The following is a 14,354-nucleotide window of genomic DNA, read 5'->3' as shown; positions in this document are numbered from 1 at the left end:
AAGAACAAGACATTTTTAATCATTTGAATAAGGGGAGGAGAACGATAAGTGTTCTTTTTTAGAATCATCGACGAACGGCCACAGTAATCGTTTAACGGTCTCCCAGTTTTTTTCTTCGATTTCCGGACGACGAGGAATCATCGGATACAGTGGAACAGGATCGGCCCATGTCACCGGAACATTCGGACTCTCTTTCTGCCATCGCTTAATCCATTCTTCCGGAAGATTCCCCTGGAAGGGAGATTGATTCGTTAAAGCAGCAAATACTTGACTCCAGGCGCGAGGGACGACGCGGTACCAGTCGTAACCGCCACCACCTAAAGCTACAATCCGGCCGCCTGTGTACCGGTCAGCAGCCTCAACGGCGATTTGAGGAATCTGTTCGTAGCTCTCCATCGTTAACGACAGATGGGTCAACGGGTCAAGGGCATGTGCGTCGGCGCCATTTTGAGTAATGATCAAATCCGGCTTAAAGAGTTCACATGCTTCAAACAGGACAGTCCGGTAGGCATGTAAAAAAGAAGCGTCTTCCGTAAAGGCGTCAAAGGGAACGTTCCAGCTCCAACCATAACCTTCTTCTGCTCCACGCTCCGTCACCATTCCGGTTCCGGGAAATAAGTAACGTCCGGTTTCATGAAGTGACAACGTCATGACATCCGCCCGGTTGTAAAACGCCCATTGAACACCATCGCCGTGATGGGCATCGGTATCGACATATAAAATCCGGCAATCGTATTTTTGAATCATGGCTGCCATCGCGACGGCAGTGTCGTTGTAGATACAAAAACCGGAAGCCCGTCCGCGAAAGCCGTGATGCAGACCTCCTCCGATATGGAATGTCCGCCGGTATTGACCGGACAGGACAAGCTCGCATGCTTCAATCGTTCCGCCGACGAGCAAGGCTGCACTTTCATGCATCTGGTCAAAAAGAGGGGTGTCTTCGGTTCCTAATCCGTACATTTGCGCCTTCATCGGAGAAAGTTCGCCGTGTCCTGCGAGTTTCACCGCCTGTATGTAATCCGGATCGTGAATCAACGATAATTCCTCGTCTGTTGCCGGACGGGGGACGATGCAGTCGATATTCTCGAGGGCACCGGTTGCTTCCAATAAGGACAGGGTTAATTCGAGTCGAATCGGATTAAACGGATGGGAGTCGGAGAAGCGGTAGGCAGCCTCTTCTTTGCTGTATACATAAGCAAACTCTTTCATCGGCTCATATCAGGACCAACCACATCAAATCCTTCCTTTCGTAATTTTTCGATGACGCGAATCGGGTTCATCGTTTGGACACGAAAAGCAACGATCCGAACGTATGGATCATCTGTCGGATAGACTAAGACGTTTAAAATATTGACGTTTGTTTTCGCCAGGAGTCCAGCGATTTTAGCGAGTGTTCCTGCCGTGTTTTCGACACGGACTTCGATTTGTGAACTCGGTTCTAGTGCACCGGTTAATTGGACGAAGGTCCGGAGCAAATCCGTTTCTGTTATTAAACCGACTAAGCGACGTCCCCGAACAATCGGAAGACAGGAGAGGCGATGTTCATAAAATAAGACAGCCGCATCTTCGATGAAATCAAGAGGGTGAGCCGTGATTGGTATTCGTTGCATGATGCTTGATACCGCATTTTGTTGATCCTTTAAAAAAGTTTCCGGGTGAAACACACTGCTGGCACTTTGTATCTCCTGCAGACCAATTAAGCCTAACAGTTCCTGTCGGGCATTTATCACAGGCAAATGCCGAATTTGGTGACGGCGCATCAACTCGGCGGCGTGAGCAATCGAGTTTGTAGGTTGAATCGTAATACAATGTGTCTTCATGATTTGTTCGATTAACATGCGAGCCCTCCTTAATCGTACATGAAGCGACGACGGAGCCGTAATGCATCAAAATGCGCGACGACTTCAGGTGCGACATGTTTACCGATTCGTGCCATCAAACAGTTGGCAGGGTGCGAGGCGATTTCTGGATCATCCGTCGGGAAAAAGACCAACCCACCGTGGTTCATCATTTTTTCCATGATTTTACGGTAATCCCAAACAGACAAACCACTTCCTTTTAAATCCCAGTGCCAATAATATTCTGTCGTTAAAATTAAATATTGTTCCATCGCTGGATCAAGCATCGAAACTTCTAAGAGTTTTTTTCCGATTTGTTGTCCCCGGAAGCGGGCCGCTACTTCGATGGCACCGAGTTCCAATATATACGGATTATTCCCCTCGCTCCATGTCTCATAAGGATCGGGATACAGAAACGTTACATAGCCAATGATGTCATTTCCTTGTCGGGCGATGATGATACGTCCTTCTTCCAAAGCGGCGATTTCAACGAGTGCTTCATGCTGTTCCGCAGGTTGTCGAAAAGCTGTTAGGCCTGGATCAAGTGTATAAGCAGCAAGTACCTGGCTTGTGACTGGTCCTTCGATTTCTACTGGACCAAGCGATGTTTCATGAGCACGATGATTGAATTGTTTTTCAAACATGTAAGCGTCACCACCTTCCTGTTCATTATAATCGAAAGCAGAGAAAGAAAGAGAGGGATTTTTTAACAAATTGACGGCAAATTGATTGAACTACAGGCTAACTAGCTTATAATGTAGGAGAGAACAGCGAAGGGGAGGAACGAGACATGAAAGTTTTGAAAGCGCTTCCGGGGAAGCATTGGTTATCCGAATATGATGGTTCAGATTCATACGATTGGCAAGAAGCGGAACAATATTTTTCGTGGTCGACGACGGGGAAAGTCAACATGGCCTACGAAGCAATCGATCGTCATGCAGAAGGTGAACGTGCCAATAAGACGGCGCTGATTTATTTTGACGGGACAACGGAACAAACGTTTACGTATGCTGATATGAAACGAATGACAAATAAAGCGGCCAACGTCTTAAAAGATGCGGGTATCGAAGCTGGAGATCGGATTTTCATTTTCATGCCACGTTCGCCGGAATTGTATTTTGCTTTACTCGGTGCGTTGAAAGTCGGTGCGATCGTCGGCCCGTTATTTGAAGCTTTCATGGAACAAGCAGTCCGGGATCGCTTGTTGGATTCGGAAGCAAAAATGTTGATTACGACAAAAGCATTATTACCACGCGTCCCTGTTGATGAACTGACATCACTCGAACAGATTCTCTTAGTTGATGAAGACGTAGAGGAAGGTGATAAAATCAAGGATTTCCGACAAGCGTTCAATCAAGCATCGGAATCATTTGAACCGGTCTGGTTAGACCGGGAAGATGGTTTAATCCTTCATTATACATCGGGCTCGACCGGTAAACCGAAAGGGGTCTTACATGTTCAGAACGCAATGATTCAACATATGATGACAGGACGTTGGGTCCTCGACTTACAAGAAGAAGATGTTTATTGGTGTACAGCTGATCCAGGTTGGGTCACAGGAACAAGCTACGGTATCTTTGCACCTTTTTTGAACGGTGCGACGAATGTTGTCGTTGGCGGTCGATTTAATCCTGACTTCTGGTACAGTGTCATCGAGAAATATAAAGTGACTGTGTGGTACAGTGCACCAACAGCTTTCCGGATGTTGATGGGTGCTGGGGCGGAAATTGCAAATACACATGATCTGTCCAGTTTACGGCATGTCCTTTCGGTCGGAGAACCACTTAACCCGGAAGTCATCCGGTGGGGAAAAGAAGCTTTCGATCAACGCATTCACGATACATGGTGGATGACGGAGACGGGTGCTATGATGATCTGTAACTACAAATCAATGGATATCAAACCAGGATCGATGGGGAAACCGATTCCGGGAACGCAAGCAGCGATTGTAGATGATCAAGGAAACGAGTTGCCTCCTTTCCGGATGGGGAATTTAGCGTTAAAAACACCATGGCCTTCGATGATGCGTCAAATTTGGAACAATCCACAAAAATACGAGTCGTATTTCTTCAAAGGATGGTATGTATCAGGTGATTCGGCCTATATGGACGATGAAGGCTACTTTTGGTTCCAAGGTCGTGTCGATGATGTGATCATGACTGCCGGAGAACGTGTTGGACCATTCGAAGTAGAAAGTCGCTTGGTTGAGCATCCGGCTGTTGCAGAAGCGGGTGTCATCGGGAAACCGGATCCGGTTCGTGGTGAAATCATCAAAGCTTTCATTTCGCTAAGAGATGGATATGAGCCGACAGAAGAACTTAAACAAGAAATCCAAAAATTCGTTAAAGAGGGGCTGGCAGCCCACGCGGCTCCTCGCGAAATCGACTTCCGCGATAAACTGCCTAAAACACGCAGCGGTAAAATCATGCGCCGTGTCTTAAAGGCTTGGGAATTGAATCTTGAAACAGGAGATCTTTCGACGATGGAAGACTAAGTTTATCTTATAAAAACAGACCACTTATTTCCGGAGAAAGCGGAAGTAGGTGGTCTTGTTTTTTGTTTTGAACGGAAACTAAAAAAACACCGACTCTTTTAGAGTCGATGCTTTAGTGACGGAACTTGGATTACTCAGCGTTTTTCTGCTTTTCATCCGCTTTGCGTTTGGCATCCGCGTCGGCTTTCGCTTTTGCTTCATCTGCTTTGCGTTTGGCATCCGCGTCGGCTTTCGCTTTTGCTTCATCTGCTTTGCGTTTGGCATCCGCGTCGGCTTTCGCTTTTGCTTCGTCTGCTTTGCGTTTGGCATCCGCGTCGGCTTTCGCTTTTGCTTCGTCTGCTTTGCGTTTGGCATCCGCATCGGCTTTCGCTTTTGCTTCGTCTGCTTTGCGTTTGGCATCCGCATCGGCTTTCGCTTTTGCTTCGTCTGCTTTCTGTTTAGCATCCGCGTCGGCATTGGCTTTTGTATCGTCCGCTTTCTGTTTGGCATCCGCTTCCGCTTTGGCTTTTGCTTCATCCGCTTTCTTTTTATCTTGTTCGGCTTGTTTTTTCTTTTCTGCTTCTGCTTCTGCTTTTTTCTTTGCTTCCGCTTCTTTTTTCTTTTGGTCTTCCTCTTTGAAACGACCGGTGTTTTTGAAGTCATCTGCACTGACAGAGGCCGGCTGATTGAATCGGGCACCTGACTTAAAGTAACTGCTGTTTGCGTTATACGTCAGATTCGCCATTTGAGCCCAAAGATTTTGTGTCCGTTGATAGTACGTGGTTGCACCCATCAATGAGTTGTTTTGGTCATGTCCGGTCCAGACGGCAAGGGTGACACCAGGTGTTGAACCGACCAGGTACGAGTCTTTGATTTCATTGGTCGTCCCGGTTTTACCTGCCCAATCACCAGGTACCTTGAGTAATGAATTGGCATATTGCGCCGTTCCTTTATCAAAGACACCCCGCATCATATCAAGCGTCAAATAAGCGGTACGATCTTGGTAGATACGCTTTTTCTTTGATTTTGCTTTATAGATGTTTTTACCGTCTTTCGTAATCTTCGAAATGACATACGGTTTGACGTATTCACCGTAGTTGGCAAGCGTTGCATAAGCTCCGGCAAGTTCAACTGGTGTAATTTCCATCGTTCCTAAAGCGGCAGATGGGGCATAGCGGATATTATCCGGAATTTCAATTCCCATATCGACTAATTTTTGAATCGAATTCGACATATTCATCTTCTCGTACGTTTTAACGGCAGGAACGTTTAGAGACAGTTCCAATGCTTCGCGTACGGTGACGTTTCCACGGTAACGTCCGCCTTCATTGTTGATTGGATTATCACCGGGTTGACGCGGAACGGTCTGGTAATAATACTCTTCGTCATTAATGGTCGATGCCGGTGTGATTAATCCATTTTCAATTCCGTTCGAATAAACAAGAATTGGTTTAGCAGTCGAACCGATTTGACGTTTCGCCTGGAAAGCACGGTTGAAGTCATCGGCTGTTCCATCCGTATAACGTCCACCAACAAATCCTAAAATCCGACCTGTTTCATTTTGAACCATGACAGCAGCGGTTTCTTCCGGATCTTTTTTCGTGACTGTCTTTTTCGTTTTTGGATTGACGACTTGTTTGTATTGCGGCGCACTCGGGAAGTTCGACGCATTTTTAGCCGGTGTTTGCATCGCTTCGTGAATCTTTTTATCCAGTGTCAAATGAATTTTATATCCGCCTTGTCGCATCGCAATCAATGCCTGATCCCGATAATTGGCTTTGACTTCGGCAAGTTCAGAAGGTTTAACCTCATCTTCTTTGATCCCGTCCTGTTTCATGAAATAGCTTGTCATGATTTTAAGTGCTTCTTTTTCAGCTAAATCATAGACATACGGATACGTATCACGTGAACGTTTTGATGTTTTAGAAAAATCTTTTGTAATATCGTATTTTACAGCTTTCTCATATTGTGCTTTTGTAATGCTTTTCGCGACATACATTCGCTTTAAGACCGTTTTCATCCGGTTGGTACTCGGCGTCAAATCTTTTTTGACCACTCCACCTTGAAGGTAAGGTGTGTAGTAGTAAGGATTTTTTGGAATACCTGCGAGGAAAGCAGCTTGTGGTAACGTCAGTTTTTTGGCCGGTTTGTTAAACACACCACGTGACGCAGCTTCGATTCCGGCGATATTTCGTCCCAGTGAATTTCGACCAAACGAAACGACATTCAGATAAGCTTGCAGGATCTCATCTTTTGTCATCGCATTTTCGAGACGCAGAGCCAAAATGATTTCTTTGGCTTTCCGTTCAAACGAGACTTCATTCGTGAGGATTTGGTTTTTGATCAACTGTTGTGTCAACGTACTTCCGCCTGTCCGGGAAGACGAGTTCGTCACCTCTTGTAAGACGGCACGTAATGTAGCTTTTGGTACGACTCCATCATGCTCGTAAAAATCAACATCTTCTGTCGATAGGACAGCATCGAGCAGATAAGGAGAAATTTCCTTAATATTGACAGGTTGACGTTCTTCGTCCGTGGCAATGTTCGTCAGCTTTTCGCCACTTCCCCAATAAATCTCACTCGTAATGGCATAACTGTTTACTTGTTGTTTCATTTCTGTCAGTTTCGGTGCTTTTGTATCTTTGACAAGCGAAGCGAAATAACCGCCCGCTGCTCCGACAGAAAAACTTCCGACTAACAAGACCCCTATGATGAGGAATAAAATGATATTCCAAGATACGTCGTATGTGATATTCGACCAGTGCCGAACGGCTTTCGTCCGGGGATGATTCCAAAACTTGAACCAGTTCTCGCGCATAAATGATCTCCTTTACATCTTAAACTTGGGTGTAAATTAACATTAAATCACAGATAGACGTATTATACCATAACTGAAGTATTAGAAAATGGCTTGACAGTGGATTCTGCTTCAACGTATCATGGAAACATCTTAATCAAACGTATAGTAGAATCAGCTGTGATTGGAAAAAAGTAATGAACCGCTCCCTGTATCAGAGACCTAGTGGTGCTGCGAACTAGGACATAGCGCTTCATGAATTACGCTTCCAGGAGCTTCTTGAGAAATCAGGCGGTCTGCCCCGTTATCGGCAATCTAAGTGGCATGATGTTCATGCAATTAGGGTGGTACCACGGAATATTCCGTCCCTTCGTTCAGACGAGGGGACGGTTTTTTTTAGACTATTTTAGGGGGAAGACAGATGACGTTACTGGAAGATTTAGAGTTTCGCGGATTGATCAGTCAAATGACGGACGAAGAAGGAATTAAAGAATTACTTGAAAGTCCGACGACACTATACACTGGATTTGATCCAACAGCAGATTCACTCCACATCGGACACTTATTGCCGATTCTTGTGTTAAAACGTTTCCAACAAGCGGGACACCAGGCGATTGGATTAGTCGGAGGGGCAACGGGAATGATTGGTGATCCGAGTGGCCGATCGACAGAACGTTCATTGAATACATCGGATATCGTCGAAGAATTCGCCAACCGGATTAAAGGACAATTGTCACGCTTTTTGCCGCTTGATGGCGAAAATCCCGTAACGATTGCAAACAATCTTGACTGGACAAAGGATTTGACAATCATTGATTTCTTGCGCGACATCGGGAAACATTTCCCGATCAGCTACATGTTGGCGAAAGACTCCGTTGACTCACGTCTGCAAAACGGAATCTCGTTCACGGAGTTCTCCTACATGTTGCTTCAATCGTTCGATTTCTTGAAGCTGTACGAAAATGAAGGATGTCGCCTGCAGGTCGGTGGAAGTGATCAGTGGGGAAACATCACGGCAGGAATGGAATTGATTCGCCGCGTCGGTCATGACCAAAAGGCTTTCGGAATCACAGTGCCGCTCGTTACGAAATCGGATGGTCAAAAATTCGGGAAAACGGCCGGTGGAGCAGTTTGGCTCGATGCTGATAAAACGACACCGTACGAGTTTTACCAGTTTTGGTTCAACGTCGATGACCTTGATGTCATCAAGTTCTTAAAATATTTTACGTTCCTGACACCTGACGAAATCAACGCCCTTCAACAGGAAGTCGAGACGGCACCTGAAAAACGAGTTGCACAACGCCGGTTGGCAGAAGAAATGACAGTTCTCGTTCATGGCGCAGAGGCACTCGAACAAGCGGAACGGATTACAAAAGCATTGTTCAGCGGTGAAATCAAATCGTTGAAAGCAGAAGATATTGCCGATGCCTTCAAAGGAATGCCACGTTTCGCACTGGGAGAGGCAACAAACCTGGTCGACATCCTTGTCGAAGCCCAAATCAGTCCGTCGAAGCGTCAAGCACGCGAAGATGTGACAAACGGTGCGATTTACATCAATGGGGACCGAGAACAGGAATTGACAAAAGAGATTACGAAACAAGATGCGATTGGTGATTTCACGATCATCCGTCGTGGGAAAAAGAAATACTTCGTGCTCGAGCACGCTTGAAGCGAATAAAAAACAACGCTGGCGATTTCGTCAGCGTTGTTTTTTTTGTTTAAGCGACACGGAACAGGCGAAGGGGAAGCAAACGGACGGCGATCGTTGTTGCGAGCAACGCTTTTAGGACATCACCGAGAATAAACGGAATGTTGATTGTCAGGGCATCGAGGAACGACAGATGCAAGACGGCCATCAAACCGAACGTGCCGAGCAGATAAACGAGTCCGAGTCCAAACACGAGCATCCCGATGAATAGCGGAATGAAACGGCGTGTCCTTTCAGCGACGAGACCGATGAAGAAACCGGCAATCGGGAACGCAATCAGATAACCGACGGTCGGACCGACGAATGGGGCAAGTCCTCCTTTTCCACCAAGTAAGGGAAGACCGGCAGCGGCAAGCAATAAGAAGATCAGGACAGCCAGTCCACCGCGTTTGGCACCGAGAATGGCACTGACCGTCATGATGGCGAGCATTTGAAGCGTGATTGGTACCGGACCGACGAGTTGAAGTTGCGGCAGTAAACTGACCGCAGAAATGATGGCAGCACCTAAAGCGATAAATGTAAGATCTTTTGTTTTCATAAGATGACACGTCCTCTATGTTTTGTGTTAACCAATATAAAATAAAGGTTAACACAAAACGTGAAAAAGGGAAACAAAAAAAGCACCCACCGGAGTGGATGCTTGAAACAACTGATTAACGTGAGTAGTACTCAACGACGAGTTGTTCTTGGATTTGATCGTTCAATTCAGAACGCTCTGGAAGACGGACGAACGTTCCTTCGAGCTTCTCAGCATCGAAAGTAACGAAGTCTTTAGTTGCTGGTGCAACTTCGAGTGCTTCTTTGATAACGACAAAGTTCTTTGATTTTTCGCGAACTGAGATCGTTTGACCTGGTTTCACGCGGAACGACGGGATGTCGACGCGAGCGCCATCAACTTGGATGTGACCGTGGTTGACGAGCTGACGAGCAGCACGGCGTGTACGAGCCATACCCATACGGTAAACAACGTTGTCAAGACGTGCTTCAAGTAAGAACATGAAGTTCTCACCGTGGATACCAGGCATTTTGCCAGCATCGTTGAAGATACGGTTGAATTGGCGTTCGTTTACTCCGTACATGTGACGAAGCGTTTGCTTCGCTTGAAGTTGGAGACCGTACTCAGACATTTTGCGACGGCTGTTACCGTGTTGTCCTGGAGCGTACGGACGTTTTGCGATTTCTTTTCCTGTTTCAGTAAGTGAGATACCGAGACGACGTGAAAGTTTCCAAGCTGGACCTGTATAGCGAGCCATAATAAGACTCCTCCTTAGTGTTCGTTATTATTTGCATAAAAATAATAACGCCATCAAACCCACGTTACGCCCATTTCATGATGTGGCACCCTCGCTTGATAGCAAAGTTACACGATGCCCCTCCGGCAAAGCCGAGTCATGAAATGTGATACGTAAGCGATTTGACCGCTATCGTTATCATTTCTGCACTTTTACAAGTATACGTCTGCTGATTCCTGCTGTCAATCAAATATGGCGAAGAAGAATTTCGCTGAATGCTTCAAGACCGGCTTGATCCGTTTCGTCGAAGCGGTTGAGTTCAGGACTGTCGATGTCGAGGACGCCGATCGTTTTTCCGTCTTTGATCAACGGCACGACGATTTCCGAATTAGTTGCTGCGTCACAGGCGATATGTCCCGGGAACGCATGGACATCCATGACGAGTTGTGTTGTTTGATCCTGAGCGGCTGTTCCGCAAACTCCCCGTCCGAGCGGAATCCGGACACACGCCGGCAGTCCCTGGAATGGACCAAGGACCAACTCGTTTTGTTCCGGGTCCATTAAATAGAACCCGACCCAGTTCGTCCGGTCGAGAAATTGACCGAGTAAGGCACTTGCATTTGAAAGGTTGGCAATCTGATTCGTTTCCCCAGTCAGTAACGCATCAAGCTGTTTATTCAGCATTTCGTATTGTTTTGTCCGGTCACCATCATAAGTCGTTGTCTCAAACATATAGAATTCCTCCTGAAAAATCATATTTTAATCATCTTATCGGGTTTTCACACGACTGACAAACAATTGATTTCAAGAAACCCGGCTAAAAATTCGGAAGAAATTAGTAAAAGCCCGAGTAAATCTATGCAAATCGGTTGCGCTATACTATTATAAGGATAAGATTAAAGCGAATTTCTCAAAATATAAAGTCGCTTGATAGGGTGGAGGTCGTAGCAAATGTGGGCATGGGTGATTGGTGTCATCGTCATCGTATTACTCGTCATGCTGTTTAGCATGATCAGTCGGAAAAAATATTATACGAAAATCGATGAACTTGATCTTCGGAAACAAGGAATCATCAGCGCGTCGATTCCGAAGGAGTTGCAAGAACTGAAGGAACTCCCGATGGCGGGTGAGACGGAGACGAAATTCACTTCCTGGCATCAGGCATGGGAGGAGTTAGTGACAGTCCACGTCGCACAAATCGATGAGACATTATATCGAGCGGAAGAAGGGCTGGATCGTTACCGGTTTGTTGCGGTTAAAAATGATCTGGAGGTAACAGAACAATTAATTGCCGAACTCGAGGGATTAATTGATGGGATGCTGGTAGACATGTCGACGTTCAAGACAAATCAATCGGTCTTGGCGGAGCTTAAGGCACAAGGCGAAACAAACTCCAGTCAAATTCGTAAATCGTTATTGTTGCAGGCGACGTCATTCGGACCTGCGTTACCTAAATTGGAAGAACAGGCGGAACAGATTGACCAGTTACGGATTGAGATGGTTGCCTTTGAAGAAGCGGGTGAAGTGACGAAAGCCTATGAGACAAGTTTGTTACTTGAAACAAAAGTAGAAGAAACACGTCAACTCGTCGAAGTGATTCCACAGCAGTGGAAGACACTCGCTCACGAATTGAGACAGCGCATTGATCAGCTCGGAGCCGGCTATAAAGAGATGACATTAGATGGGTATCCGCTTGAACCACTCGGTATGCAATCTGATATCAAACGATTTGAAGAACAACGTTTGAGTCTCGTCAAGAAGCTCGAATTCCTTGAAATTAACGGACTTGAAGAGCAGGTGCAGCAACTTGCTTCAGATATCGACCAAATGTACGATACGTTCCGTCGTGAAGTCGATGCCCGGCACCATGTGAAAAAAGAAAATCAATCATTGAAGCAAAAAGCATTACGGATGCGTGAAAAGGTTCATCAATTGGCACAAGAATTCAGCATGTTGCGGGAAAACTATGAGATTTCGGCAGATTTAGGAGAACATTACGAATCGATTCAACGGGATGAAGAAATGTTATTTGGAGCAGCGAAAGATTTGGATGAATCGATTGCAAGCCGGATCATCCCCTTCAGTATGCTGGAAGATCAAATGCGGGATGCTGTCCGATTGGAAGAACAATTGATGCTTCAATACGAACGATTCGCGGTTGAATTGCAGGCGTTACGGAAAGAAGAAACAGAAGTCCGTCAACGTGTTGCCGAATGGCGACAATTGTTATCGACCATCCGCTTGCGCTTAAAACGACTCGGTCTTCCGAAAATCCCTGCAGACGTCGAAGAAGCTTTACAAGCATCAAGTCGTTCGCTGCAGACGCTTGAAACACGGCTCGAAGAGTTACCGTTTAACGTCCATTACATCGTTTCCCAAAGCGAAGATGTCAACGGAACGTTTAAAACATTGCAAGAACGGATAGATAAAGTAGTATTCGAAGTCACTTATGCAGAACGGCTCGTTCAATACGCCAATCGATTCCGCCGACAAGATAACGAGATACATATGTCGTTGACGATTGCTGAGACGAAGTTCCTTGCAGGAGACTATGAACGGACGATTGCGTTAGGAGAACAAGTACTGCAACAATTTGATCCTAATTCGATTGAACGTATTCGAAAAGCATGTGGTCAACCGGAAACGATGCATGCATAATCATCACTGACAATTCAGGGTGGCCGTCCAGGTCACCCTGTTTTTGTAAAAAAAGGGAGCGATTGAGATGGGGAAACTGTACGTAAACGGAATCATTCGAACGATGACGCACGAAACAGATATTCACTCGGCGATGTTCATTGAAGGAGAACGGATCATTGCCATGGGTGAAGAAAGCAAGTTACGACGGCGGTTTGGAAGACGGATTCTGTCGATCGTTGATTTGAACGGGAAAGCGGTTTATCCGGCTTTCACCGATGCACATATTCATTTGATCGGATACGGTGAAGCCATCGGACGTGTGGATGCGTCGCGTTATGCAACGTTAGCGGAATTGGGAAAAGCATTCGTCGAGGCAGAAGCCGTTAACGGATTACATGTGGCAGAAGGATACGATGAAACGAAGCTTGACCGGGCACCGACGAAAGCATGGTTAAATCAGCTCTTTCCGACAGAACCGGCCTTGTTGAAGCGGACGGATCGGCATACCGTACTCGTCAACGATGTTTTGTTCAAACAGTTGGGATACAAAGCGTCAACCGTCATTGAAGGTGGGAAAATCGGGTTACTCGAATCGGGAGAAGCGGACGGATTTCTTTATGATGCGGCGATCGAACCATTGTATGCCCTGCAATCGGGCTCAGTCGAGCGGAATAAATCCTCGTTGCGGTCAGCCATTAAAGATTTGTACCGTCATGGTATTGTTGCTGCGCATACGGAAGATTTGGCGTATCATGGCGATTTAGAAGAAGTCTTGCAAGCATACCGGGAAGTGACGGAAGAAACGGGATTCCATGCTCATCTGCTCGTTCATCATTTAGTCATTGATCAACTTATTCAACTGAATCCCGTCCTGCCGCCGACGTTGTCGACCGGTGCGATGAAACTGTTCGTCGACGGGGCGCTCGGAGGACGGACGGCACTGCTTGGCAGAGGATATTCGGATGATGCGACGACACGCGGCATCGAAGTCCATTCTCCGGAACAGTTGGAACAACTCGTCAAACGGGCCCGGAGTTACGGCTTTACGGTAGCGGCACACGTCATCGGGGACTTGGCGATCGAACGTTTCGTAGCCGTCCTTGAAAAATACCCGGCTCCAAAAGGGGCACGGGACCGAATCATTCATGCAACGGTCGTACGTCCGGAGTTGTTGGCACGAATTCGAAAATTGCCGGTCTTGATCGATGTCCAACCGGTCTTCCTGCTCGATGATGCTGATTTTGCGCAAGACCGACTCGGGTTGAATCGCTTGGACTGGGCCTATCGGCTGAAATCTCTTGCGGATACGGGAGCGCTTCTGTGCGGTGGATCCGATGCGCCGATTTCAAGTCCGGATGTCCGGCGTGCCTTGTATGCTGCGACGACGGGGACAGCAGGTAACATCAATAAGACGGACGAAGTATTATCAATGTATGAAGCCCTGCTGTTGTTCACGAAAAATCCACATATCGCAACCGATACACATGGACGAAAAGGAATGTTGCTTCCGGGATACGATGCAGACTTCGTCATCTTTGAACAGGATTTCTACATGTTAAGCGGGGAAGCTGTCTTAACCAACCGGTTGCTGGAGACTGTTCAGGCAGGAAGAACTGTTTTTGAGGCGACACCAGTCATGAATTAAAATAAAAAAAACTGCCAATCG

The 14,354-nt window shown here is 46.5% G+C and carries 11 protein-coding genes and 1 other annotated feature; of the genes, 4 read left to right on the top strand and 7 right to left on the bottom strand.

Annotated elements, in window-relative coordinates; all coding sequences use genetic code 11:
- Positions 1 to 15 precede the first annotated feature (15 nt).
- Genes AC3IRK_RS11720 through AC3IRK_RS11710 form a run of 3 tightly spaced genes read right to left on the bottom strand, consistent with a single transcriptional unit; the run spans position 16 to position 2,482 of the window.
- On the bottom strand, positions 16 to 1,209 hold the full coding sequence (locus AC3IRK_RS11720) for an acetoin utilization protein AcuC (protein WP_426353917.1): 1,194 nt from the start codon (positions 1,207 to 1,209) through the stop codon (positions 16 to 18).
- Entirely contained in the window at positions 1,206 to 1,838 is a 633-nt protein-coding gene (locus AC3IRK_RS11715) for an acetoin utilization AcuB family protein (RefSeq protein WP_131502083.1), read from the bottom strand. Before AC3IRK_RS11715 ends, AC3IRK_RS11720 begins: the two co-directional genes overlap by 4 nt.
- A gap of 11 nt (positions 1,839 to 1,849) precedes the next feature.
- A complete protein-coding gene (locus AC3IRK_RS11710) occupies positions 1,850 to 2,482 on the bottom strand; it encodes a GNAT family N-acetyltransferase (RefSeq protein WP_489169991.1) in 633 nt (210 codons plus the stop codon).
- A gap of 146 nt (positions 2,483 to 2,628) precedes the next feature.
- Between AC3IRK_RS11710 and acsA the strand changes: the two genes are divergently transcribed.
- Positions 2,629 to 4,332: an acetate--CoA ligase gene (acsA, locus tag AC3IRK_RS11705; protein ID WP_489169990.1), complete on the top strand. Its 1,704-nt coding sequence runs from the start codon at positions 2,629 to 2,631 to the stop codon at positions 4,330 to 4,332.
- 130 nt (positions 4,333 to 4,462) lie between these two features.
- Here acsA and AC3IRK_RS11700 read toward each other — a convergent pair whose 3' ends face one another.
- Entirely contained in the window at positions 4,463 to 7,129 is a 2,667-nt protein-coding gene (locus AC3IRK_RS11700; RefSeq protein ID WP_131502807.1) for a transglycosylase domain-containing protein, read from the bottom strand.
- Between the two features lie 150 nt (positions 7,130 to 7,279).
- Positions 7,280 to 7,481 (top strand) — a binding site (T-box leader).
- A gap of 48 nt (positions 7,482 to 7,529) precedes the next feature.
- Between AC3IRK_RS11700 and tyrS the strand changes: the two genes are divergently transcribed.
- The gene (gene tyrS, locus AC3IRK_RS11695) at positions 7,530 to 8,777 is read left to right on the top strand and encodes a tyrosine--tRNA ligase (protein ID WP_426353911.1); all 1,248 of its coding nucleotides are present in this window, start codon (positions 7,530 to 7,532) and stop codon (positions 8,775 to 8,777) included.
- A gap of 49 nt (positions 8,778 to 8,826) precedes the next feature.
- Here tyrS and AC3IRK_RS11690 read toward each other — a convergent pair whose 3' ends face one another.
- From AC3IRK_RS11690 to AC3IRK_RS11680, 3 genes are all read right to left on the bottom strand, one after another.
- A complete protein-coding gene (locus AC3IRK_RS11690; protein ID WP_131502805.1) occupies positions 8,827 to 9,354 on the bottom strand; it encodes a biotin transporter BioY in 528 nt (175 codons plus the stop codon).
- A 115-nt stretch (positions 9,355 to 9,469) separates the two neighbouring features.
- On the bottom strand, positions 9,470 to 10,069 hold the full coding sequence (gene rpsD, locus AC3IRK_RS11685; RefSeq protein WP_012371102.1) for a 30S ribosomal protein S4: 600 nt from the start codon (positions 10,067 to 10,069) through the stop codon (positions 9,470 to 9,472).
- Positions 10,070 to 10,294: 225 nt separating this feature from the next.
- Positions 10,295 to 10,780 (bottom strand): GAF domain-containing protein, encoded by a 486-nt coding sequence (locus AC3IRK_RS11680; protein ID WP_114595241.1) that lies wholly within the window; start codon positions 10,778 to 10,780, stop codon positions 10,295 to 10,297.
- Positions 10,781 to 10,999: 219 nt separating this feature from the next.
- Between AC3IRK_RS11680 and ezrA the strand changes: the two genes are divergently transcribed.
- Both ezrA and AC3IRK_RS11670 read left to right on the top strand, forming a co-directional pair.
- Positions 11,000 to 12,706 (top strand): septation ring formation regulator EzrA, encoded by a 1,707-nt coding sequence (gene ezrA, locus AC3IRK_RS11675; protein WP_426353908.1) that lies wholly within the window; start codon positions 11,000 to 11,002, stop codon positions 12,704 to 12,706.
- Positions 12,707 to 12,773: 67 nt separating this feature from the next.
- Positions 12,774 to 14,333: an amidohydrolase gene (locus tag AC3IRK_RS11670; protein ID WP_489169989.1), complete on the top strand. Its 1,560-nt coding sequence runs from the start codon at positions 12,774 to 12,776 to the stop codon at positions 14,331 to 14,333.
- Positions 14,334 to 14,354: the final 21 nt, after the last annotated feature.

This window comes from Exiguobacterium sp. GL_137, from assembly GCF_057834585.1.
The sequence above is the reverse complement of the archived record's forward strand: the minus strand, read 5'-3'. Positions and strand labels throughout refer to the sequence as shown.

What these genes read in the sequence shown, in the direction of transcription:
- rpsD (WP_012371102.1), bottom strand. Translation starts at nt 10,069, where the DNA reads ATGGCTCGCTATACAGGTCCAGCTTGGAAACTTTCACGTCGTCTCGGT.
- AC3IRK_RS11715 (WP_131502083.1), bottom strand. Translation starts at nt 1,838, where the DNA reads ATGTTAATCGAACAAATCATGAAGACACATTGTATTACGATTCAACCT.
- AC3IRK_RS11720 (WP_426353917.1), bottom strand. Translation starts at nt 1,209, where the DNA reads ATGAAAGAGTTTGCTTATGTATACAGCAAAGAAGAGGCTGCCTACCGC.
- AC3IRK_RS11690 (WP_131502805.1), bottom strand. Translation starts at nt 9,354, where the DNA reads ATGAAAACAAAAGATCTTACATTTATCGCTTTAGGTGCTGCCATCATT.
- AC3IRK_RS11710 (WP_489169991.1), bottom strand. Translation starts at nt 2,482, where the DNA reads ATGTTTGAAAAACAATTCAATCATCGTGCTCATGAAACATCGCTTGGT.
- AC3IRK_RS11670 (WP_489169989.1), top strand. Translation starts at nt 12,774, where the DNA reads ATGGGGAAACTGTACGTAAACGGAATCATTCGAACGATGACGCACGAA.
- AC3IRK_RS11700 (WP_131502807.1), bottom strand. Translation starts at nt 7,129, where the DNA reads ATGCGCGAGAACTGGTTCAAGTTTTGGAATCATCCCCGGACGAAAGCC.
- AC3IRK_RS11680 (WP_114595241.1), bottom strand. Translation starts at nt 10,780, where the DNA reads ATGTTTGAGACAACGACTTATGATGGTGACCGGACAAAACAATACGAA.
- tyrS (WP_426353911.1), top strand. Translation starts at nt 7,530, where the DNA reads ATGACGTTACTGGAAGATTTAGAGTTTCGCGGATTGATCAGTCAAATG.
- acsA (WP_489169990.1), top strand. Translation starts at nt 2,629, where the DNA reads ATGAAAGTTTTGAAAGCGCTTCCGGGGAAGCATTGGTTATCCGAATAT.
- ezrA (WP_426353908.1), top strand. Translation starts at nt 11,000, where the DNA reads ATGTGGGCATGGGTGATTGGTGTCATCGTCATCGTATTACTCGTCATG.